Source organism: Flavobacterium sp. DW-iso2, from assembly GCF_058725285.1.
The window spans coordinates 184,119-207,205 of sequence record NZ_JBZXDY010000002.1; the positions used below are offsets into that span (position 1 = coordinate 184,119).

At 36.2% G+C, this 23,087-nt stretch carries 19 protein-coding genes and 1 pseudogene; 17 read left to right on the plus strand and 3 right to left on the minus strand.

The window, feature by feature from the left end:
- The first annotated feature begins 159 nt into the window (after nt 1-159).
- The 16 genes and pseudogenes from AC4PRO_RS02205 (at nt 160) to AC4PRO_RS02280 (ending at nt 17,951) form a co-directional block, all read left to right on the plus strand.
- On the plus strand, nt 160-930 hold the full coding sequence (locus tag AC4PRO_RS02205) for an alpha/beta fold hydrolase (RefSeq protein WP_492116130.1): 771 nt from the start codon (nt 160-162) through the stop codon (nt 928-930).
- 44 nt (nt 931-974) lie between these two features.
- Nucleotides 975-1,319: a phage holin family protein gene (locus AC4PRO_RS02210; protein WP_074721720.1), complete on the plus strand. Its 345-nt coding sequence runs from the start codon at nt 975-977 to the stop codon at nt 1,317-1,319.
- 96 nt (nt 1,320-1,415) lie between these two features.
- Nucleotides 1,416-1,781, plus strand: a complete 366-nt coding sequence (locus AC4PRO_RS02215) for a hypothetical protein (protein WP_091083361.1) — start codon at nt 1,416-1,418, stop codon at nt 1,779-1,781.
- Nucleotides 1,782-1,933: 152 nt separating this feature from the next.
- Nucleotides 1,934-2,296, plus strand: coding sequence for a heavy-metal-associated domain-containing protein (locus AC4PRO_RS02220; RefSeq protein WP_074721716.1), 363 nt, complete (start codon nt 1,934-1,936; stop codon nt 2,294-2,296).
- Nucleotides 2,297-2,368: 72 nt separating this feature from the next.
- On the plus strand, nt 2,369-3,073 hold the full coding sequence (locus AC4PRO_RS02225; RefSeq protein ID WP_492116131.1) for a DUF3347 domain-containing protein: 705 nt from the start codon (nt 2,369-2,371) through the stop codon (nt 3,071-3,073).
- Between the two features lie 50 nt (nt 3,074-3,123).
- Nucleotides 3,124-6,348, plus strand: a pseudogene (locus AC4PRO_RS02230) (efflux RND transporter permease subunit).
- Entirely contained in the window at nt 6,335-7,588 is a 1,254-nt protein-coding gene (locus AC4PRO_RS02235) for a TolC family protein (RefSeq protein ID WP_492116132.1), read from the plus strand. Before AC4PRO_RS02230 ends, AC4PRO_RS02235 begins: the two are co-directional and overlap by 14 nt.
- Nucleotides 7,589-7,590: 2 nt before the next feature.
- Nucleotides 7,591-8,838, plus strand: a complete 1,248-nt coding sequence (locus AC4PRO_RS02240; RefSeq protein WP_492116133.1) for a heavy metal-binding domain-containing protein — start codon at nt 7,591-7,593, stop codon at nt 8,836-8,838.
- Nucleotides 8,839-8,840: 2 nt separating this feature from the next.
- Nucleotides 8,841-10,055 (plus strand): efflux RND transporter periplasmic adaptor subunit, encoded by a 1,215-nt coding sequence (locus tag AC4PRO_RS02245; protein ID WP_492116134.1) that lies wholly within the window; start codon nt 8,841-8,843, stop codon nt 10,053-10,055.
- Nucleotides 10,056-10,219: 164 nt separating this feature from the next.
- On the plus strand, nt 10,220-10,699 hold the full coding sequence (locus tag AC4PRO_RS02250; RefSeq protein ID WP_492116135.1) for a DUF305 domain-containing protein: 480 nt from the start codon (nt 10,220-10,222) through the stop codon (nt 10,697-10,699).
- A gap of 46 nt (nt 10,700-10,745) precedes the next feature.
- Nucleotides 10,746-11,264: a helix-turn-helix domain-containing protein gene (locus AC4PRO_RS02255; RefSeq protein ID WP_492116204.1), complete on the plus strand. Its 519-nt coding sequence runs from the start codon at nt 10,746-10,748 to the stop codon at nt 11,262-11,264.
- 81 nt (nt 11,265-11,345) lie between these two features.
- The gene (locus tag AC4PRO_RS02260; RefSeq protein WP_492116136.1) at nt 11,346-14,384 is read left to right on the plus strand and encodes a heavy metal translocating P-type ATPase; all 3,039 of its coding nucleotides are present in this window, start codon (nt 11,346-11,348) and stop codon (nt 14,382-14,384) included.
- 52 nt (nt 14,385-14,436) lie between these two features.
- Nucleotides 14,437-14,910, plus strand: coding sequence for a membrane or secreted protein (locus AC4PRO_RS02265; protein WP_492116137.1), 474 nt, complete (start codon nt 14,437-14,439; stop codon nt 14,908-14,910).
- A gap of 45 nt (nt 14,911-14,955) precedes the next feature.
- The gene (locus tag AC4PRO_RS02270; protein ID WP_175460258.1) at nt 14,956-15,093 is read left to right on the plus strand and encodes a hypothetical protein; all 138 of its coding nucleotides are present in this window, start codon (nt 14,956-14,958) and stop codon (nt 15,091-15,093) included.
- A 23-nt stretch (nt 15,094-15,116) separates the two neighbouring features.
- Nucleotides 15,117-15,503: a DUF302 domain-containing protein gene (locus AC4PRO_RS02275; RefSeq protein ID WP_492116138.1), complete on the plus strand. Its 387-nt coding sequence runs from the start codon at nt 15,117-15,119 to the stop codon at nt 15,501-15,503.
- 72 nt (nt 15,504-15,575) lie between these two features.
- Entirely contained in the window at nt 15,576-17,951 is a 2,376-nt protein-coding gene (locus AC4PRO_RS02280; protein ID WP_492116139.1) for a multicopper oxidase domain-containing protein, read from the plus strand.
- A gap of 237 nt (nt 17,952-18,188) precedes the next feature.
- Here the strand turns inward: AC4PRO_RS02280 and AC4PRO_RS02285 are convergent, their stop codons facing one another.
- The 3 genes from AC4PRO_RS02285 to AC4PRO_RS02295 all read right to left on the minus strand — a co-directional run bounded on the left by AC4PRO_RS02285 (nt 18,189) and on the right by AC4PRO_RS02295 (nt 21,093).
- Nucleotides 18,189-19,796, minus strand: a complete 1,608-nt coding sequence (locus tag AC4PRO_RS02285) for a flavin-containing monooxygenase (protein WP_492116140.1) — start codon at nt 19,794-19,796, stop codon at nt 18,189-18,191.
- 280 nt (nt 19,797-20,076) lie between these two features.
- On the minus strand, nt 20,077-20,442 hold the full coding sequence (locus AC4PRO_RS02290; protein WP_492116141.1) for a hypothetical protein: 366 nt from the start codon (nt 20,440-20,442) through the stop codon (nt 20,077-20,079).
- A gap of 309 nt (nt 20,443-20,751) precedes the next feature.
- Nucleotides 20,752-21,093: a DUF3024 domain-containing protein gene (locus AC4PRO_RS02295; protein WP_492116142.1), complete on the minus strand. Its 342-nt coding sequence runs from the start codon at nt 21,091-21,093 to the stop codon at nt 20,752-20,754.
- A 419-nt stretch (nt 21,094-21,512) separates the two neighbouring features.
- Between AC4PRO_RS02295 and AC4PRO_RS02300 the strand changes: the two genes are divergently transcribed.
- A complete protein-coding gene (locus AC4PRO_RS02300; protein ID WP_492116143.1) occupies nt 21,513-22,838 on the plus strand; it encodes a trigger factor in 1,326 nt (441 codons plus the stop codon).
- Nucleotides 22,839-23,087 lie beyond the last annotated feature (249 nt).

Below are 23,087 nucleotides of genomic sequence, written 5' to 3' on the forward strand. Positions count from 1 at the left end.
AGTTTTGTTTAATCAAAATAACCCTGCAAAATTAGGTGATTAATAATGGTTTACAATACCCACTTTTAGTGATATTTATATGAATTACTTGAAGTACTATTATCGTCTAATGCAATTTCATTTCTTATCTTTGTCTCTCAACTTTATTAAAATTCCAATATGTTATATTCAAAAATAGAAGGTTCAGGAAAACCACTTTTAATTCTGCACGGATTTCTGGGGATGTCAGACAATTGGAAAACACTTGGCGTGCAATTTGCAACCGAGGGATTCGAAGTTCATATGTTAGACCTTCGCAATCACGGACGAAGTTTACATTCTGAGGAGTTTAGTTATGAATTGATGGCTCAAGATATTCTAGACTATTGCAAAGGCCATAATATAACAAATGTCGATATGATAGGACATTCCATGGGCGGGAAAACGGCGATGCTTTTTGCAACCTTGCATCCAGAAATGGTAGATAAACTGACTGTAGTTGATATCGGCCCGAAATTCTATCCCCAGCACCACCAATCTATTTTAGCGGGATTGAATGCAGTCGACTTCGCTAAAAAACCAAGCCGATCTGAAGTGGAGGAAATTCTCTTACCATACATACCGGATTTTGGTACCAGACAATTTTTAATGAAAAGCTTGTATTGGCAAGAGCCAGGACAATTGGCTTTTCGTTTTAACTTGGCTGTTTTTAATAAAAAAATGGAAGAGATAGGAGTGGTGTTGCCAGCAACTTCAGTGTTTGAAAAGGCAATGCTTTTTATACGTGGCGGAAATTCCAATTATATTTTAGATAGTGATGTTGAAAATATAAGAACGCATTTTCCAAATGCAAGGATAGAAACAATCCCAAATGCAGGGCATTGGCTTCATGCAGAAAATCCAGTCTTGTTTCATGAGTTGGCAATTTCTTTTTTCAAGGGAATTAAATAATTTAAAAAAAGTAGTACTTTTAATAAAAATTTAAAATAAAAATTATGAAACTAATCATCAGAATTCTTATTACATCAGCTTTGGTTCTCATTATATCTCATTTAATGACAGGGGTACACGTAGATAATTTTACAACATCTCTAATAGTTGCGGTTGTTTTAGGACTATTAAATGTATTTATCAAACCTCTTTTAGTAATTCTAACGCTACCTATCACATTTATAACCTTGGGCTTATTCTTATTAGTCATCAATGCACTTATCATTATTTTGTGTGATAATATAGTTGGAGGATTTAGTGTAGATACTTTTTTTACTGCATTGTTGTTTAGTGTTATTCTATCTGTTTCTCAGTCGCTTATGTACGCTATTTTTGGTGATACTAAATAAAGCGATTTATATAATAATGATTAGTAAAACTATATTAACATTAAATTTTGATTGCAATTAATATAGTTTTACTAATTTTGTCCTAATTACAGGAAAATGAAAAAATTTCACATTTTACTAATCGTTTTGTTTGGCTTCGTTATGATGCCAAATACAACTTTTGCGTGTGGAAATTCAGATAGTGGTTCTTGTACCATGGAAATGTCTTCTAAGAACAAAACCAAAGATTGTTGCAGTAAGGATTCTCAATCTAAAAACAACAAGCATAACGGTTGTAATGGAAAATGTGGAAAGGCTTTATGTAGCACTCCTTCCGTAAATACAGCAATACCCTCGGCTTTTCAATTTGAAATGCAGAGTGCTAATTTTAATTTTTCAGCTGAAAAGCAAAAATTTTATCAAACGATATCCTTCACTTCTGCAGGATATTCTTCACTTTGGCTTATTCCTAAAATAGGCTAAATTCTTTATTGACAGCCAATAGTGTGTCAAATTCGAAGCAAATATTGCTTTAAATCATTTATTTATCGGCTATTACCAAATCTGTGAATCATAGCTTTAATGCTATTGTTTACCCATTGGTCTAGCGTATTCACTTCTAATTTATTTATTATATGAACTCAATTAAAACAGGATTGATGGCAATAGCTCTATTGTTATCAGTCACAGCAGTTACTGCGCAAATTAAAAACACTAAAACTGAAACCGTAAAAATATATGGAAACTGCGGTATGTGCGAATCAAAAATAGAAAAAGCAGGAACGCAAAAGAACATCACCTCGGTAGATTGGGATAAGGACTCTAAAATGGCTACACTTACTTATGATTCCTTAAAAACGACTAGGGAAGAAATTTTAAAACGTATTGCTGCGGTAGGTTATGACAGCGAGAAATTCCATGCTACAGAAGCTGCCTACAATGCACTTCCTGGCTGTTGCCAGTATGACAGGGCAGAAGCTACCAAAGAGGAAAAATAAAAAACTGTTGATAAAAAATAAGACAGTAGTAGCACAACAAAATTAAAAGTAAAATAATAAAAATAAATCAAAATGAAAAATATATCTAAATTAAGTGTCCTTGTTTTAATGGTTGCATTCGCGTCTTGTAAGGATGCTAAAATAGAAAATGGAGCCGAAACAACTACTATGGAAAGTAATGAAAGTCACGCTGAAGGGCAATTGTATTCCTGTCCAATGCATCCTGAAGTTACTGGAAAACAAGGTGAGGAATGTTCTAAATGCGGTATGGAATTAACGGAACCAGTAACTAATAATGAAGTGGTTGAAGAAGTAAAAGAAATGGATGTTACAAAAAGTAAAGCGGCATTTTCAATCGATATGATTTTAAATGATTACTTAAAATTGAAAAATGCTTTGGCCAGTGATGACGCGGCATTAGCTACTGCATCAAGTAAAGCTTTAGAAACAACTTTACAAAAAACGACATCTGACAAAATTGAAGCTGATTTAATTACTCAATACAATACTATTGTTAATGCTGCAAAACAACATACGGCAGCAATTACAGAGAATGCAGGTAAAATTGCTGCACAAAGAAATGCGTTTGCCTTATTAAGTACAGACATGCATAACTTTATTAAAATGTTTAATACAGATAAAAAACTGTATCAAGACTATTGCCCAATGTACAATCAAGGTAAAAATGGTTACTGGATAAGTGAAATTAAAGACATAAAAAATCCATATTACGGAGCTGAAATGTTGACTTGTGGAGGAATAACAAAAGAATTTTAACAAGCACTTTCAAGCTTTAAATGAAAAATATTTTCATTAATTAAGTTATTATGGTCGAAAAATTAATATCATTTTCCCTAAAAAATCGAGTAGTCGTACTGCTTGTTTCCACCTGCTTATTTGGTTGGGGGATTTATAGTGTGCAGCAAAATCCCATCGATGCCATTCCTGATTTATCAGAAAATCAGGTTATTGTTTTCACGGAGTGGATGGGCAGAAGTCCGCAGGTAATTGAAGATCAGGTAACCTATCCTTTGGTTTCTAATTTACAGGGAATCCCCAAAATCAAGAATATTCGAGCTTCTTCCATGTTTGGAATGAGTTTTATCTACATCATTTTTGAAGATAACGTAGATCCTTATTGGGCAAGAACCCGAGTGCTGGAACGATTAAATTATGCACAACGATTGTTGCCGCAAAATGTAGTTCCCACTTTAGGGCCTGATGGCACTGGTGTAGGGCATATATTTTGGTATCATTTGGAAACCAATGGAATGGATTTAGGTGAGCAAAGAGCGCTGCAGGATTGGTATGTGAAATTTGCTTTACAAACAGTTCCGGGTGTAGCTGAGGTCGCTTCCTTTGGAGGTTTTGAAAAACAATATCAATTGGTTTTAGATCCTTTGAAAATGCAGTATTATAATGTTAGCATGATGGAAGTGATGAAAGCCGTAAAGACAAGCAATAATGATGTTGGAGGGCGGAAATTTGAAATGAGCAACATGGCTTATATCGTTAGAGGACTTGGCTACATAAAAAACAGCAAAGATGTGGAAGAAATTGCCATCAAAAATTACAATTCTGTTCCTGTAAGAGTAAAAGATATCGGTTCCGTTCAAATGGGTGGAGATTTACGTCTTGGGATTTTTGATGCAAATGGCGAAGGTGAAGTAGTGGGAGGAATTGTGGTAATGCGTTACGGCGAAAATGCTGATAAGGTTATCAAAGCGGTCAAACTGAAAATGAAAGAAGTCGAAAAAGGGCTTCCTGAAGGAGTTTCCTTCAAAACTTCTTATGACCGAAGCGAACTAATTGAAAAAGCGATTGAGTCCGTAAAAGGAACTTTAATCGAAGAAATGATTGCGGTGTCAATAGTGATTCTTCTTTTTCTTTTCCATTGGAGAAGTGCATTGATTATTCTGATACAGTTACCAATATCTGTTGCTATAGGATTTATTTTGCTCCAAGCTTTTGGGATTTCATCCAATATTATGTCGCTCACGGGGATAGCCTTGGCTATTGGTGTTGTGGTTGATGATGGAATTGTCATGGTCGAAAATGCCTATAGAACCATCTCTGAGAAACAAGAAGAAATGGATAATAATCAATAATCAACGATGAAAAAGTTATTTAAAAAAATATTTAAAAAAGAACACGATCCATTGTTGGCTGATGAACGAATGAAGTTAATTGAATCTTCCTCTAAGCTCGTTGGCCCGGGAGTTTTTTATTCGACACTGATTGTGATTGCTTCTTTTTTGCCCGTTTTTCTGCTAACGGGAATGGAAGGAAAACTATTCAGTCCATTGGCTTGGACGAAATCATTTATACTGATCGTAGATGCGTTTTTAGCCATTACACTGACTCCAGTGTTAATTAGTTACTTGCTAAAGGGAAAATTACGTCCGGAGAATAAAAATCCAATCAATAGAAAACTGGAAAGTTGGTATACTCCAATTCTAGTTTTTTGTTTAAAATGGAGAAAAAGTGTTTTGGTGGTAAACTGCATTGCTTTAGTAATAGGAGGGTTGATGTTTACGCAGCTCGGCTCCGAGTTTATGCCACCTTTAGATGAAGGTTCGATTCTGTTTATGCCTGTAACCTTACCCGATGTTTCTAATTCTGAAGTGAAAAGAATATTACAGGTTCAGGACAAAATAATAAAATCAATTCCCGAGGTCACTCATGTTTTGGGAAAAGCGGGAAGAGCCAATACGGCAACGGACAATAGTCCTATAAGTATGATTGAAACGATTATTTTGCTTAAACCTCATAACGAATGGAGAGCGGGTAAAACGAAAAGTGATATCATCGATGAAATAAATAATAAACTGCAAATACCTGGGGTAACCAATGGTTTTACACAGCCTATTATTAATCGAATAAATATGCTTTCGACGGGAATCAGAACAGACGTTGGGGTGAAAATTTATGGAGCTAGTTTGGATACCATAGAAGCTTTGGCACAAAAAATTAAAAAGACATTAGAAGGAACCGAAGGAGTGAAAGATTTGTATGCCGAACCAATAACCGGTGGGAAGTATATCGACATTGAAGCAAAGCGAGAAGCAATTGGTAGATACGGTCTGACGATTGATGATGTGAATAATGTTGTTGAAGCGGCAATTGGAGGAATGACATTGACGACCACTATCGAAGGGAGACAACGCTTTTCTGTGAATGCGAGATATGCGCAGGAATACAGAAATAGTATTGAGTCGTTGAAAAAATTGCAAGTGCAAACAATGGAATACGGACCAATACCATTAGATGCTGTCGCTGATATAAAAATAAGTGATGGGCCTCCAATGATAAACAGCGAAAACGCCATGCTTCGTGGGAGTGTTTTGTTTAATGTTCGGGAGCGTGATTTAGGGAGTACGGTAGAGGAAGCGCAAGATAAACTCAATACCATGATGACTAAACTACCAAAAGGCTATTATGTCGAATGGAGTGGACAATGGGAAAATCAGATTAGAGCCAACAAAACATTATCACTGATATTGCCTATCGTTGTTCTTATCATATTCCTGATTTTGTATTTTACCTATAACTCGATGAAGGAAGCTTTGATAACGATGATAACGGTTCCTTTTGCTTTAATAGGAGGGATTTTTATGGTTTATTTTTATGGAATTAATTTATCCGTTGCCGTGGCAGTAGGTTTCATCGCACTGTTTGGGATGGCGATAGAAACGGCGATGATAATGACTATTTACCTGAATGAGGCAATGAATAAAATGGTTGCAAAATATGGTAATAGCAGTGAGGCAATCACTACGGATATTTTAAGAGAATACATTATTGATGGTTCGGCAAAAAGGCTGAGACCAAAATTAATGACTGTATCGGTTTCTCTATTTGGATTAGTACCCATTCTTTGGGCGACAGGAACGGGCGCTGATGTGATGATTCCCATTACAGTTCCGCTTATTGGAGGAACAGTCACCTCTGTTATATATGTATTATTAGTAACCCCTATTGTTTTTGAAATGACAAAACAACGTGAATTAAAAACAAAAGGCAAAATAGATCTTATCGATGCGACACATTAAATATTATATCATAATCAGTTGTTTGCTGTTAAACGCCACTGTTGCAGTAGCGCAAACACTTTCGTTGGATGCTGTTTTGACCACCGTTAAAACGAATAATCCGCAATTAAAAATGTACGATGCCGATATACAGAGCATGGATGCAGCGGCAAAAGGGGCAAATAGTTGGATGGCACCTCAAGTGAACACGGGCTTGTTTATGACTCCTTATAACACTAAAATGTGGAAGGGAGACGAAATGAATCCTGGTATGGGTGCATATATGATAGGTGTTACACAAATGATTCCTAACGCTTCAAGGCTAAAAGCCGATTCTAATTACATGAATGCCATGTCTTCGGTAGAGGCAGAAAATAAAAATTATACCGTGAATCAGTTGAATGCGTTAGCAAAAATGAATTATTATCAATGGATTGTATTGGATAAAAAAATAAAAATAGCCAATGATAATTTATTGCTTTTAGAGTATATGATCAAAAGCATGGAGATACGCTATCAATATAATATGGACAAATTGCCTACTTATTATAAGGCAAAGTCACAATATAGCGCTTTAGAAAGCATGGTCGTAATGCTGAAAAATGAGATTTTGCAAAAGAAGATTACGCTGAATACTTTGATGGCAAGAGACAAAAATACTGTTTTTGAAATCGATCCCACTTTTGCTTTAAATGATTATAATTTTCAGAAATCGGATACGATATCGCTTTCTGAAAACCGAAGCGATGTAAGAGCGATTGAGAAAACGATTGTCTTAAATCAGTTGAAAATAGACATTGAGAAAGCAAAATTGTTACCCGATTTTGGTGTGAAGTATGATCACATGTTTGCTTTTGGAAATGGTCCGCAACAATTTTCCTTGATGGGAATGATTACAATTCCAATGCCTTGGTCATCAAAAATGAATAAGGCAAACATTAACAGTTTTAAATTAAAAAATGAAAGTTTGGATTGGCAAAAGCAAATGATTCTCAACGAAGCAACAGGAATGATTTCAGGGATGCAAGCGGAGCTGACCAACTTAAAGAGACAATATGAAATTGCCGATAAAAGTATCATTCCGGCCTTGCGAAGAAATTATGACACTTCAATAATAGCTTGGCAAAACAATACAGGAGACCTGTTTGTGGTGTTGGATGCCTGGGAAGCATTGAATATGGCGCAAATAGAAAAGCTAGACAAGTTGCAGGCCATATTGAGTACTCAGGTAGAAATTGAAAAACAACTGGAAACGAAATAAGTATGAACAAATACATAAAATATAGTTTGCTGGCTATTGCCGTTTTAGTGGTTGGATTTGGAGTCTATTATGGCGTAAACAAATTTAATAATCAAGCAGATCACGAGCATCAGGCGGAGGTATATACCTGTTCGATGCATCCTGAAATTATTAGGGACGAACCAGGGAATTGCCCAATTTGCGGAATGACTTTGATAAAAAAAGTAACTGAAGCGCAACCGACGGAAAGCCACTCGATTGACCATCTATTACGACCAACGGATAGCTTCGTGGTGGGAGACTTTCAAACCACAACAGCAAAAGACACGGCTATTAGCAGTGAAATAAAGCTGCCTGGAATTGTAGCTTATGATCCTAATTCATCGGTAAATATTGCAGCAAGGATAAGTGGCCGAATCGAAAAAATGTATGTGAATTATAAATACCAAAAAGTAAATAAGGGACAAAGACTTTTTGATTTGTATAGTCCGGAATTATTGACAGCACAGCAAAATTTCATTTATTTAATTACCAATGATGCTGAAAACGCATCCATAATAAAGGCTTCGAAACAGAAATTACTGCTTTATGGAATGACTTTAAATCAGATTAATTCATTGGCTGCAGCCAAAAGAACAAATCCTGTAATCACTATTTATAGTCCCACCAATGGAATAGTTCAAGGAACCGAAAGTATGACGACTGTTGCCGGAGGATCGATGCAAAACAGTACCGCCACAACAACTTCTTTAACATTGAAAGAAGGGGATTACATTAAACAGAATGAAGTTGTCTTTAAATTAGTAAATACCGATAAAGTATGGGGTGTTTTCAATGTGATGCAAGGACAAAGCAGTTTGATAAAAATCAATCAACCCATTCGGTTTTCATCAGAATTAGAGGAGAATGAATTTATAAATGCCAAAGTGAATTTTATAGAAACACAATTCAACGAAACTGATAAGACGAACAGGATTCGAGTGTATTTAAATAATAATAATCTGAAATTCCCAATTGGCTTGCGACTTCAAGGTATTATCGAAACAAATCCTATACAAGGAATTTGGGTTCGTAAGCAAGTATTAATTAGCATCGGTAGTAAAAAAGTTGTTTTTATTAAAATGGAGAATGGTTTTAAAGCAAAAGAAATAAAAACAGGAATAGAAATCAATGATTTTATTCAGGTCATCGAAGGGCTGTCTGTAAAAGATGCAATTGCTGACAATGCACAATATTTAATGGACAGCGAAAGCTTTATAAAAATAGAATAATCATGCAAAAGAAAAAAAAAATGAGCTTGTTATTAGTGGCATTTGTTGTCTTAATGGGCTGTAAAGATAAGAACAAGGAAGATCATAGCCAGCATCAGGACGTGGAAAGTACGTATTACACCTGTTCTATGGATCCCCAAATAAAAGAGGATAAGCCTGGGAAGTGTCCTATTTGCCATATGGAATTAACCCCAATGAAAAAGGATAATTCTGCCTCGAATGAAATAGCGCTTAGTGACCAGCAAATAAAATTGGGAAACATCACGACCCAAAATATAGAGGAAACAAATAGTAGCCTGAAAGAAAACTATACGGGCGTTTTGACAATTAATCAGGAACAAATCAAAACCATTTCATCAAGAGCGATGGGTCGAATTGAGAAATTATATTTTAAAACTACGGGTGATTATGTTAAAAAAAATCAAGCCATTTACCAGTTGTACAGCGAAGACATAGCCATTGCTAAACAGGATTATTTTGCAGCATCTAAACAATTGACTATGCCTGGTGATTTTGGCAAAAATGCCAAAAATATGCTGCAAGCTGCAAAGCAAAAGTTGTTGTTCTATGGTTTGTCGAATGCACAAATTGAGAGTATTAAAGGCAATGCCCAAATATCGCCATACACTACTTTTTATAGTACATACAGCGGATATATTTCGGAGATAGCGGCTACAGAAGGTAGTTATATCATGGAAGGCGGCGCAATAATTAAGTTGGCTGCTTTAAGTACGCTTTGGCTTGAAACGCAAGTAAACGTGAGTTATGCTAAATCATTAAAAATTGGGCAAATTGCTACGGTTTCTTTTACAGATTATCCTGCTAAAGAGATACAAGCTAAAATTTCATTTATTAATCCGGAGATTAATCCAGATTCCAGATTGCTATTAATTCGAATGGAAATTCCTAACCCGAATTTATTTTTAAAACCGGGAATGCAAGCGGTGGCTAAATTAATTCAATCTAATAAGAAAGGATTATTTATTCCAACAGATGCTGTTATTAGGGATGAAAATGCCACGTATATATGGGTTGAAAAAAGTCACGGTATTTTTGAAAACGTGATGGTTGAAACCGGCGTGGAAGCCAATGGAATGATCGAAATCAAATCGGATTTAGATAGTAGGAAGAAAGTCGTTGTTAGCGGTGCTTATGCCATTAACAGTGAGTATATATTCCGTAAAGGAAGTGATCCCATGGCGGGAATGAAGATGTAATGTGTAATAGACTCTTTATTAATAGGTTAAAATGTTAAAATAAGCTAACTTAGTTCTGTTATAATGGGATTTGAAAGCATTTTTGATAATAAAATAATTATAAAAAGGACGTTACCCGAAAGTTAAATTGATTAACGATCAAAAACTCTAATTAAAATAGAATCATGGAAGAAAATAACACACACTTAAAAAGTAATCCTTATGTAAAATTTGCCTTAATAATGGCGGTTTCATTTGTCGTTATGTATTTAGTCATGTTTTTAAATGTTGCTGAATTCAGTCACATCTATAATAGTATAACTCGCTTTTATATGACTACTTTAATGATTGCTGCAATGGCAATTACAATGTTACTATTAATGTGGAAAATGTATCCAAATAATAAAGTTAATGTAATGATAATAGTCTTTGCCGCAAGTACATTTCTTGGAACACTTTTTCTATTAAGGACACAAACTTTTATTGGAGATGTACAATACATGAAAGCTATGATTCCTCATCACTCATCAGCCATTATGACTAGTAGCAATGTCGATTTTAAAGATCCAGAAGCTAAAAAGTTAGCGGAAGATATAATTGCTGCTCAAGAAAGAGAAATTAAGCAAATGAATGAAATGATTATTCGTCTCGAAAGCAAAAAATAATAAAGTGAAAATTTATATAAAAAACATGGTTTGTGGCCGTTGCGAAATGGCGGTGTCGGCAGAGTTGGAAAAAATGGGGCTTTCTATTATTGCAATGCAATTAGGGGAAGTAGAAATTGCAACTGATTTGGACGAAAGTCAAATACAATTGCTGTCAAAAAACCTGAACCTTCTTGGTTTTGAATTATTAGATGATAAGGAAAATAAAACTGTCGAAAGGATTAAAAATTTAATAATCGATTTGGTACATTATAAAAAGGAACAATTGAAAAGTAATTTGTCAAATTATTTAGCCGCCGATTTAAGGCAGGATTACAGTATTTTGAGTAAGCTTTTTTCAGAAAAAGAAGGAGCAACAATTGAGCATTATTTTATTGCACAAAAAATTGAACGGGCAAAAGAACTATTAATCTATAACGAAATGACGCTAAGTGAAATCGCATTTGAGCTCAATTATAGTAATGTAGCGCATTTAAGCAATCAGTTTAAGAAAACAACTGGATTTACGCCCACTTATTTTAAACACTTAAAAGAGCAGAAGAGAAAACAAATCGATAGTTTGTAAATTACACAAACCTTTTCCATAATTGTGTAATAAGGCTTCTAAAATATAATCGGAAATTCGTAGTATCAAATCTTGAATATTATGAAACACATATATACAATAAGTGGTATGAGTTGCGATGGTTGCCGCAGCAAAGTGGAGAAAACATTGAATGCTATTGAAGGGGTTGAGTCTGTTGTTTCGTTGGAGCCGGCAGTGGCCACAATCACAATGGAAAAACACATTCCTACTTCACAGTTGCAGGAAGCTTTAGCTGCTGCAGGGAATTATTCTATTGAGATGAGCAAGCCGGTAGCTGCAACAGAAAAAACTACAGAGGAACCAGCTGCGAAATCTTGCTGCGGTACTCCAAAAGATCAACAAAACAAAGACAGTCACCAACGTGATAAGGAGGGGAATAGCATAACTGAGAATACTACAGGAAAATATTATTGCCCTATGCATTGCGAAGGAGATAAAGTATATGACCAACCGGGGGATTGTCCCGTTTGCGGAATGCATTTAGTAAAAGAACCTGAATTGAGTTCAACTAATGCTGCAGCTGATAAAAAATTGGAAGAGCCAGTAGCGAAATCTTGTTGTACTACGGAAAAGCACAATTCTAAAACGAGGGATGAACACGAAAAAATGAAATCTGATATTCCTTCTAGCACGGCAGAAAAATATTATTGCCCTATGCATTGCGAAGGAGATAAAGTATATGATAAAGCGGGAGATTGTCCTGTTTGTGGAATGCATTTAGTAAAAACACCTGAATTGAGTTCAACTAATGCTGCAGCTGATGAAAAAGTGGAAGAGCCAGTAGCGAAATCGTGCTGTGGTACTCAATCACATGAACACGAGAAAGGTGGTCATCAACATCATAAAGAGGAAACAAGCATTCCGTCTAATGCGGCAGGAAAATATTATTGTCCCATGCATTGCGAAGGCGATAAAGTATATGACCAAGCGGGAGATTGTCCCGTTTGTGGAATGGATTTGGTAAAAGCACCCGATTTACTTCCGACGAAAACAATGTTTACTTGTCCCATGCATCCTGAAATAATCCAGGAAGGTCCGGGTTCTTGTCCGATATGCGGAATGGATTTGGTACCTATGGAGCCTAGCGAAAGTGAAGATAACAAGACGTATCTTGACTTAGTGCGTAAAATGAAAATAGCCGTTGTTTTTACGCTGCCTATTTTTATAATTGCAATGTCAGATATGATACCCAATAATCCGCTACAAAAAATAATGGACACCTCGAGTTGGAACTGGGTGCAGTTTGCCTTGTCGCTTCCGGTCGTTTTTTATGCTGCCTGGATGTTTTTTGTACGTGCGTGGAAGTCGGTTATTACTTGGAACTTAAATATGTTTACCCTGATTGGAATTGGTTCTGGGGTTGCTTTTCTATTTAGCCTGTTTGGCTTGTTCTTTCCAGAACTTTTTCCAAATGAATTCAAAACAGAAACCGGAACGGTACATCTCTATTTTGAGGCAACAACGGTGATATTAACCTTGGTTTTGCTAGGTCAGTTGTTAGAGGCCAAAGCGCACAGCAGAACCAGTGGTGCTATAAAAGAATTATTGAAATTAGCGCCCACGGTGGCTACTTTGGTCATTGATGGAAGCGATAAAGTGATTTCTGTTCATGATATCAAAAAGGATGATTTGCTTCGGGTGAAACCAGGTGAAAAAATTCCTGTTGACGGAAAAATTACCGAAGGGGAAACTACTATCGATGAATCTATGATTTCGGGTGAACCCATTCCTGTAGATAAAAAAGCAGACGATTCTGTTATTGCAGGAACAATTAACGGCAACAAATCTTTTGTTATGGTTGCTGAAAAAATTGGTTCAGAAACCTTGCTTTCGCAAATTGTGCAAATGGTAAATTCAGCCAGCCGTTCGAGAGCGCCGATACAAAAACTGGCCGACAGAATTGCGAAGTATTTTGTACCAATAGTAGTGGCCGTTTCAGTAATCACCTTTTTTGTTTGGGCAAAATTTGGCCCCGAGCCAGCAATCGTTTACGGATTCATAAATGCTATTGCTGTTTTGATTATCGCTTGTCCTTGTGCATTGGGATTAGCAACCCCCATGTCAGTCATGGTAGGAGTTGGGAAAGGGGCACAATCTGGGGTTTTGATAAAAAATGCTGAAGCCTTAGAAAACATGAACAAGGTGAATGTTCTAATTACCGATAAAACGGGAACGATTACCGAAGGAAAACCATCTGTAGAAAAAGTGTTTTCAACTGAAAATAAAGAGGAAGATTTGTTGCAAATGATTGCCTCGTTGAATCAGTATAGCGAGCATCCTTTGGCGCAAGCCGTAGTCAATTTTGCGAAAGCGAAAAAGGTTACTTTACTGGAAGCGAAAGATTTTGAATCCATTACCGGAAAAGGAGTGGTTGGAACCGTAAATGGTAAAAAAGTCGCACTTGGAAATGCAAAATTGATGGAGCAAAATAATTCGAAAACTTCAGATGATTTAACCGCTAAAATAATAGCCGAGCAGAAACTAGGAAAAACAGTGTCTTATATTTCTGTAGACAATCAGGTTTTGGGTTATGTAACGATTACGGATGCTATTAAAAGTACAAGTGTGGCTGCAATTAAGGAATTAATGAGTCAAGGAGTCGAAGTGATTATGCTTACTGGTGACAATGAGAACACCGCAAAAGCAGTCGCTGACGAATTGCATTTGAGTTCATTTATAGCAGGTTGTCTGCCGGAGGATAAATTAAAGGAGATCAAAAGGTTGCAAGACCAAGGCAAAATTGTAGCTATGGCAGGAGACGGAATTAATGATGCTCCGGCATTGGCTCAAGCCGATATCGGGATTGCAATGGGAACTGGAACTGATGTAGCAATAGAAAGCGCCAAAATAACTTTGGTCAAAGGAGATTTGCAAGGGATTGTTAAGGCTAAAGAATTGAGTCATGCCGTGATGAAAAATATAAATCAAAATTTATTTTTTGCGTTCTTTTATAATGTACTTGGAATCCCAATCGCAGCAGGGGTTTTATATCCTTTTTTCGGTCTTTTGCTTTCGCCAATGATTGCTGCTCTGGCAATGAGTTTTAGTTCGGTTTCAGTGATTGCAAATGCACTGCGACTGCGAAATTTGAAGTTGTAATGCACTAAAGTTCACTTTTAATCTAAAAATTTTAATCTCTAAATAAAATACCATGAAAACACTACAGAAATTTGCATTTACATTCGGTTTAATTGGACTATTGTATTCTTGTCAGTCAACGAATCAGGTACTGTCAAAATCAGAGAAGAGAACCGAAATCATGAACACTATCGCCAATGACGAAATGATGTCAAAACAGATGATGGGCGCGTTGATGAACAGCAAAAGCGGTAAAATGATGATGATGAAAGAACATCATGTCACAATGATGGAGAAGATGAAAGAAAATCCGGAAATGATGAAAAGCATGATGCCTGAAATGATGAAAATGATGAAGGATAATCCAGATATGATGAAAGGAATGATGAAGGGCATGATGGAAAAAGCTAAAAATGATGATGCTATGATGTCCGATATGTGTAAATCAATGATGGATAGCCCAGAAATGATGAAAATGATGGAGAAAATGAAGGCAGAAAAAATGGACATGAGTAAGATGAAGGAAATGGATAAAAAATCCAAATAACATTTTAAACACAGTAGTGGTATTTAACGCTAAAACTATACAATTATGGATAATACAGGACATGGAGGAATGCATATGGATGGCTACTCATTTATGGGAATGCATTGGTTTTGGTGGGGCTCAATATTGATTTTTGCATTGATATTATTAGCCGTAGCTCACCGATACAGAAAAAATAAATAAATTTAATGTTAAAAATAAAAAGCATGGAATATTATTTCAGTAAAACAATTAACGACAGTTTCGAAAATGCAATTCAAAAAGTTACGGAAGCGCTTAAGGCGGAAGGATTTGGAATATTAACAGAAATTGACTTAAAAGCAACACTAAAGAAGAAACTGGATGTGGACTTTTACAATTACACCATTTTGGGTGCCTGCAATCCGCCATTTGCATATAAAGCGTTATTGGCCGAAGATAAAATAGGAACGATGTTGCCATGTAATGTGATTGTTCAGGAAAAAGTAAAAGGTCAGATAGAAGTTTCGGCGGTTGATCCGGCAGCTTCTATGCAAGCGGTAGACAACGTGGCGCTTGGGGAAATTGCAACAGAAATCAGAGATAGTCTGCGAAAAATAATTAATAATTTGTAGGTTATTTTTGTAACGGTAAAGCGTATTAAGCAAGTAAAATAGCATTGAAGATTAGTAATTAAAAATAATAAAATGAATACTTTTAAATATACAGCATTGTTAATTTTGATTGTATCCCAATCTATTTTTGGTCAGGCAGTAGAAGGTAACGTTGATAATCTTCCTGTGAAAGAATATACACTGACCATAAGGGAAGAAGTAGTTAATAAAGCAGGAGTAGCGGTAAAAGGAATGACGGTAAATGGAAGCATACCGGGTCCGGTATTGGAATTTACGGAAGGAGAGTATGCTGTTATTTATGTGAAGAATGAGATGACTGTGGAAACATCTGTTCATTGGCATGGTATAATACTGCCTAATTTTTATGACGGAGTTCCCTATTTGACTACTCCGCCTATCAAGCCGGGACAAATGCTGAAGTATGAATTTGCTATAAAACAAGCGGGAACGTATTGGTATCATTCGCATACCATGCTGCAAGAGCAGAGTGGTGTGTATGGTTCTATCGTTATTCATCCAAAAAATGAAACATTAGTGTACGATAAAGAATTGGTACTCATGTTATCGGATTGGACTAATGAGAAACCACTAAACGTACTCCGGACTTTAAAACGGGGTTCCGAGTGGTATCAAATAAAAAAAGGGACTGCCACTCCGCTTAATAGAGTTATTGCAAGAGGTGCCTTTGGAGCACAGTTAAACTTTTGGAGACAGCGTATGATGGGGGCAGATATTGCCGACATCTACTATCCTGCATTTTTGATTAATGGAAAACAGTCCGTTGACTATCCCGATTTTAAACCGGGAGAAAAGATAAGAGTGCGCATTATTGATGGTGGTGCTTCTACTTCTTTTTGGATGACTTTTGGCGGTGAAGATCCAATGCTTGTTTCAGCAGATGGTCATGATGTCGTTCCGGTCATAAAAAACAAAACATTTATTGGTATTGCAGAAGCCTATGATTTCATTGTTACCATTCCACAAAACGGTAAAATTGAATATAGAATTACGGCGCAAGATGGTTCAGGGAGCGCTTCGGCATTTCTGGGAAGTGGTAAAATCTTAGCGGCTCCAGTTGTTCCAAGACCAGACAAAATTGGCATGATGCAAAAGATGGCGAAGATGGACATGAAAATGGGAGCTCATGCGATAAAGTACCGTCCGAAAAAAGACGAACACTTCAAAATTAAGGAAGAGTATGGCATGCAAATGGATATGTCCAAGGATTCTAAAATGAAAGGAATGGACATGGACGACATGAAGCACAAGCAAATAGATATGCCCAAAGATTCTACAATGAAGGGAATGGAAATGGATCATTCGAAAATGGATCATTCGAAAATGAAAATGGACGGTATGCAAGAAAACCATGCGGTGGTAGCTGATTCTAAGAAGGAAAATGGCATGGAAAGCGAAATGAAAATGGAAGGAATGGATCTGTTTTCAGAATACAATTATGATTACCTAAGATCACCAGTAAAAACGAACTATTCTGCTGATGCGCCTGTGAAAGAAATCCTGTTGAACCTAACAGGAAATATGCAGCGCTATATCTGGAGTATGAATGGTGTGCCGCTGGCTGAAACTGATAAAATAAAAATTGAAGGAGGGCAGGTTACAAGAATAACATTGAATAACCTAACCATGATGCATCACCCGATGCATTTACACGGTCATTTCTTTAGAGTTATCAATAAAAATGGAGAATATTCGCCTTTAAAACATACCGTAAATGTGCCACCAATGGGGAATGTCACAATAGAATTTTACGGAAATGAATATGGAGACTGGTTTTTCCATTGTCATATATTGTACCATATGATGGGCGGTATGGCACGAGTTTTTAGCTATGATACACCAAGAGATACGCGTATGAAAGGGTTTCCTGTAGCTAAGTTAGTAGCTGAAACCAACAGATATTATTCATGGGGAATGGTAGATGCAGCATCTCATTTTACGGCTTTGCAATTAACGGCTTCCAACCTGAGAAACCAATTTAACGTGTCTATGGAATATGGATGGAACAAAAATCTAGAGGGAGAAATTACCTATGAAAGATATTTACATGATTACTTGAGGGTTTTTGGTGGTATAAACATAGAAAATGAAAAGGAAGATAGTTTTGATACGTTCAAGACCACGGCAGTCGTTGGGATTCGATATTTGACTCCGTATTTATTTAATCTTGATGCGAGAATTGATAATGAATTGAGACCCCGAATTGCGTTAGGAAGAAGTGTTATGGTATTTCCTAAATTTTCAGTGTTTGGATATTATGAATATAAATTGGATTTAGGCTTGGTCAATGATCTTCCGGTAGCGAAAGACTATACCTCAGATACTGTTTGGAGCGCTGGTATCGAGTATATGTTCTCAAAAAACTTTTCAGTAATGGGAAGCTATGATAACCGTTTTGGTGGAGGCGGCGGGTTATCTGTCAGGTTTTAAAAGCGATTGTCCTAAGTAAGGAAATTGATTTATTTAAAAGCAAGAATGATGTCTTTTAGTAAACTTCAAGCAAATGGAATAAGTGCTCATTACTTATTGTAAAAACAAGAAAAAGCTATGATGTGGTGTCATAGCTTTTTTGTTTTGTGTCTTGCTGTTGTGGGCACAGTATGCAATTCTGCACTACCTTTCGGTATGAAATCAAGCGGTATTGTGGTACTGTTTATTTATCATATTTTAAAAAAAGCGTAGACGTTTGTCTTTAACAGAGTCCACACGAAGCATTTTATAATCCAGAATATAATTTTGATAAATGCGCCAAGGGGCTTTATTCCCTTGACTAGGAAGTGTATTTGCTGCCCTGTTTATGTATCCAGAGTTCAGGTTAAGTAGCGGAACGGGTTTTAAATCGGTCTCAATTACTTTTGCTTGTACTGCTTTGTAATTATGTTTTTCTAAATATTTCAGTACCCGAGAAATATACTCGCTGGTCAAGTCACTTTTTAAAGTCCATGACGCATTGGTATAACCAACGAAAATAAAGAAGTTCGGCAGGTCACTTAACATTAAGCCTTTATATACAAACGATTTGGAAACATCAAATGGTTTTGAATCTAGTTGAATTTTCACCCCTCCAAACGCCACTAATTCAAGTCCAGTTGCCGTGATGATAATATCAGCATTTAGTGTCTTCCCCGATTTTAATAAAATCCCATTGCTTAAAAAACGATCGATATGATCTGTAACTACTAATGCTTTGCCTTTCCTGATGGCTCTAAAAAAATCTCCGTTTGGGGCGATGCAGAAACGTTGTTCCCAAGGGTTGTAATTAGGTATAAAATGAGGGTCAACGGGAAAGTCTCCCAGACCTTTTTTAGCTCCGTTTATGATGAAGTTTTTCATTCTTTCTGGATAGTACTTACAGAGATTGAAAAAGACAATAGTGTATAAAATATTCTTATAACGAATTAATCGATAAGCTACTTTTTTAGGGAATAGGCGTTTCAGTCGTGCAGCAACCTTATCTTTATTGGGCAAAGCAGCAATATAGGTTGGCGATCGTTGCAGCATAGTAACCTGCGAAGCTTCAACGGCAAGTTCTGGTACGATAGTGACAGCAGTAGCTCCGCTGCCAATTACGACGATTTTTTTATTGGCTACATCTAAATTTTCAGGCCAGTGTTGAGGATGGATTATTTCTCCTTCAAATTTGGATTGATCCTTAAATTCGGGAGTATAGCCTTTTGTATAATTGTAATAGCCGCTGCAACTAAAGATAAACTGGCAGGTATAAACCGTTTCTTCGGCTGTTGCAGTATTCACGGTAGTTACCGTCCATGATTTCTCTTTTGTGTTGAAGTTATAAGAAAGCGCACGCTGTTGGTAGATGATGTGATCACGTACCTTATATTCGTCAGCGGCTTCATTTATATATTTCAAAATAGAAGGCCCATCAGCGAAAGACTTTTGCTCATCCCATGTTTTAAACGAATAGCCAAAGGTGTACATGTCAGAATCAGAACGAATTCCTGGGTATTTAAACAAATTCCAAGTGCCCCCAACTTCCGTTCTTGCTTCTAGAATAATATAGGTTTTATTGGGATTTTTACGGGACAAATGACAGGCGGCGCCTATACCGGATAAGCCTGCTCCTATGATAATGATATCGGTATGATTCGTATTCATGTTGTTGTTTGTAAATTTAAATGCTGTTGCAAAATACAAAATAGAATCAACAAAAAACATCATTAAATTTTCAAGCTTAATGGGTTTGTAATAGATGAGGTGATTTGTTGAAAGCGCAAAGTCGGCTGGCTTTGATCGGGCTGGTATTTCATAATCCATTTACAAATCATCAAATCAATCTTTTTTATCTTGTTGTTCTGTGTGGTGTTGTTTTCTGAGAGTAGATTCATCTTCGATGTTCATGCCGTTTGACATTCCTATCATAAAGGCAGTAATAAATAGCATTAGTTTTCTTTTTATCCAAAGATTTGGTCGTTTAGAGGACTCTAAACGTGTTGTATTGTTGTGTTTATACATGGTGTAAATGACAAATGATTAGACATTTTTTTATCATCGGTATGCAATAAATTGCATAAATGCTTAGAAAAGCAGTGCTGTTCTAGGCTATGTATAAACTGAAATAAGGATTACTTGAAGTGATTGTTTGGCGTAAAAAAACCTGTTGTGCCTTGATTGCGCTGATATTTTGATACAATGCAATTCGGAATTTTAGAAGCACTTGTGTTTTAAGGCTGTATATATCTTGCAATTGCAGCTGTGCAAAAGGAATTGGCAATGAAGTTTTCTCAGACGAAGTTATCTGATTGAAAACGTATACTCTGGAGTTTTTAAAATCTTTTCTCTCCTGAGCAGAGGAAACCTGATCGTAAGCTGCTGTATTAGATTGAGAATCTAAAGTACAATCATTCACCATCAGGCCAAAAGCCAGAAAGAGCGAAATGAGATATTTTAAATACGTTTTCAATCTATTTAGTTTGAATGATTAATTTTAGTTTTACTTTTTGTAAAGCCCTAATTCTTGTTAGGAATTTGCGGCTAAAGTAGGATTCTTTTTGGTTTGCTACTATTTTTAAAAGTACGCAGTTTGGAGGAATTACAAATTAGCAATATCGCTTACCTAATATTCATTGTGAGGAACGGGCGATATCTCAGCTGCTGGATAATTAGGAGGCTGACTTTTTGACTGTTGATGTTTTGTGTACATAATTTCGTTAAGAAAAACGAGACTGCGCTATCTTCGTGTGTAAAAACGAGCTAGCGATTTTTGTAAGACTTATCCCCAAAAGCAACCATACTCATCTTTCTCGATTAGCCGAATAAAATCTAATAAATGTTTTGTGATTGGTTGCGGTTTATAGGCATGCCATTTTAAATCGGATTTCTGCCAAAACACTTTCCATTGGTCATCTTTTTGGACATAGGTGGCTTTGGCAATGTCTCTTTCAATTTTCTTTTTAGGATCCATCCAATCGGGTCTAATTTCGAAGATGAACACACTTTGTTTTTCAATTCGGTATCCAATATCGATTTGAGATCTCATTTCTTCGTTAGGACGAATGTAGGATAAGTAATTTTCAATTTCTTCTATCTCGATACTAGCTATTTCGTATTTCATATTTATTGTTTTATAAATTTCACTTACCCTTTTGTTAGTTGTACAGTTGGTTTTGTGGTTGCTGATTTTTACTCCAAATGTATAAAATATTGTATTTCAAAAAAAAGCTCTTTCGTTTAATATTTTCAATTTTGTGTCGCGTGAAGGATGGCAGTGGAAATCCTTTTATAGCATGGAGCGATAGCAGAATGATAAAAAAGATTGCAACGAACAGCCTGACCTCGTTGCAGCATAAACTTGTCGTTGCCGCTAGTCGTACTGCAACGAGGACACGCCCAAAACAAGCAAAACACCCTTGGTTTTAAACGGTAAAACACCATGAAAATCGGCACTGAAGGTTCGGCGGTAAAAAGCTTGTTTGGCTTCAAAAAATTTTATAATTTTGCACTCTGAATTTATAATGTAAAGTAAAGAACAAGATGGATATCAAAAGAGTAGCAACAGACGCTGTAAACGAGACGATTGTAATCACAGTTGTACACATGGATTACAAAGGTCAAGTAGCAAAAAGAATAAACGAAAAAATGCCTTTGGCTACCGTTAAAGGATTTAGAAAAGGGGCTGTGCCTAAAGATCTTGTTGAAAAACAATACGGTCGCGCCATAAAAGTAGAAGAAGTTACTAAAGTGGTTGATTTAGCTTTAGAGCGTTTTTTACAAGCTGAAAGATTAAACCTTCTAGGGACTCCGCTTCCTAAAGTAAACGAAGATTTTTCTTGGGATGGGGAAGAATTGGTTTTTGAGTACGAAATTGGATTAGTTCCTGATTTTACTTTAGACTTAGAGGCTAAAAACGACATCGTGAAATATGTAGTTTCTGCGGATGCTAAATTAATCGACGGTCAAGTGGAGCGCATCCAAAAACAATTTGGTACTGCAGTTCCTCAAGAAGTGGTTGTAGCAGGTTCTGATTTAACTGGAACTTTCTCAAACGAAGAAAAAGGAATCAATAGTGGAACGACTGTTTCTTTGGATATTTTCAAAGACAAAGCGACTGCTGATAAATTCATCGGTAAAAAAGTAGGTGACGTTGTTACTGTAAATACTAACGGTTTATTTGAAGATGCTCATCAATTGATGGACGTGATGAAAGTAGGTCATGATGACGTTCACACACTTGCTGTAGATGTAGATTTTACAATCGAAGCGATCAATACAACAGAATTGGCTGAATTAAACCAAGAGTTGTTTGATAAACTTTTCGGAGAAGGAGCAGTAGCTTCTCTTGACGAATTGAAAGCAAAGATCAAAGAAGATGCTGAAACTCAATTTGCAACTCAAGCAGACCAAAAATTATTAGGAGATGTTACTGACTTTTTAATCGAAAGCACAAAATTCGATTTGCCAGCTGAATTTCTTAAAAAATGGTTGCAAACTGTAGGAGAGAAAAAATTGTCTCCTGAAGAAGCCGAGGTTGAATATGCACGTTCTGAAAAAGGATTGCGTTTTCAATTGATCGAAGGTAGAGCAATGGCTCAATCTGACATCAAAATCACTTTTGAAGACTTGAAAACTTTCACTACAAAAAATATCCGTCAACAAATGGCACAATACGGACAAACAAACCCTACGGACGAAGAAGTTCAAGGAATTGTTGCAAGAGTATTGTCTAACCAAGACGAAGTAAAAAGACTTTCTGATCAAGTTGTAGCAGAGAAATTGTTAGAATTGTTTAAAGAAAAAGCAAATCCAACAACTAAAGAAGTTACTTACGACGAATTTATTGCTGCGTCTTACGGAGAATAATTTCTAAAAAATTAAGTATATTTGAGCGTCAAAGGAAAATTCTTTTTGGCGCTCTTTTATTTCAATTAATTTGGGGAGCTAATCCAGTTATGCGTTACAAGTTTGTTCTTCCGCTTTAGTTTTTTAAAATTCTTGCAAGAGCTTCCTTTGGTCGCTTTACAAGAATAAAAAAACTAAAAACCGGAATTCAAAAAGCTTTTCACTGCTATCTGGGCTAAAAATAAGACAGTTTGACATCATTTATAAAGA

Coding starts and splice junctions, on each gene's coding strand:
- AC4PRO_RS02205 (WP_492116130.1), top strand. CDS start 160: ATGTTATATTCAAAAATAGAAGGTTCAGGAAAACCACTTTTAATTCTG.
- AC4PRO_RS02210 (WP_074721720.1), top strand. CDS start 975: ATGAAACTAATCATCAGAATTCTTATTACATCAGCTTTGGTTCTCATT.
- AC4PRO_RS02215 (WP_091083361.1), top strand. CDS start 1,416: ATGAAAAAATTTCACATTTTACTAATCGTTTTGTTTGGCTTCGTTATG.
- AC4PRO_RS02220 (WP_074721716.1), top strand. CDS start 1,934: ATGAACTCAATTAAAACAGGATTGATGGCAATAGCTCTATTGTTATCA.
- AC4PRO_RS02225 (WP_492116131.1), top strand. CDS start 2,369: ATGAAAAATATATCTAAATTAAGTGTCCTTGTTTTAATGGTTGCATTC.
- AC4PRO_RS02235 (WP_492116132.1), top strand. CDS start 6,335: ATGCGACACATTAAATATTATATCATAATCAGTTGTTTGCTGTTAAAC.
- AC4PRO_RS02240 (WP_492116133.1), top strand. CDS start 7,591: ATGAACAAATACATAAAATATAGTTTGCTGGCTATTGCCGTTTTAGTG.
- AC4PRO_RS02245 (WP_492116134.1), top strand. CDS start 8,841: ATGCAAAAGAAAAAAAAAATGAGCTTGTTATTAGTGGCATTTGTTGTC.
- AC4PRO_RS02250 (WP_492116135.1), top strand. CDS start 10,220: ATGGAAGAAAATAACACACACTTAAAAAGTAATCCTTATGTAAAATTT.
- AC4PRO_RS02255 (WP_492116204.1), top strand. CDS start 10,746: ATGGCGGTGTCGGCAGAGTTGGAAAAAATGGGGCTTTCTATTATTGCA.
- AC4PRO_RS02260 (WP_492116136.1), top strand. CDS start 11,346: ATGAAACACATATATACAATAAGTGGTATGAGTTGCGATGGTTGCCGC.
- AC4PRO_RS02265 (WP_492116137.1), top strand. CDS start 14,437: ATGAAAACACTACAGAAATTTGCATTTACATTCGGTTTAATTGGACTA.
- AC4PRO_RS02270 (WP_175460258.1), top strand. CDS start 14,956: ATGGATAATACAGGACATGGAGGAATGCATATGGATGGCTACTCATTT.
- AC4PRO_RS02275 (WP_492116138.1), top strand. CDS start 15,117: ATGGAATATTATTTCAGTAAAACAATTAACGACAGTTTCGAAAATGCA.
- AC4PRO_RS02280 (WP_492116139.1), top strand. CDS start 15,576: ATGAATACTTTTAAATATACAGCATTGTTAATTTTGATTGTATCCCAA.
- AC4PRO_RS02285 (WP_492116140.1), bottom strand. CDS start 19,796: ATGGATTATGAAATACCAGCCCGATCAAAGCCAGCCGACTTTGCGCTT.
- AC4PRO_RS02295 (WP_492116142.1), bottom strand. CDS start 21,093: ATGAAATACGAAATAGCTAGTATCGAGATAGAAGAAATTGAAAATTAC.
- AC4PRO_RS02300 (WP_492116143.1), top strand. CDS start 21,513: ATGGATATCAAAAGAGTAGCAACAGACGCTGTAAACGAGACGATTGTA.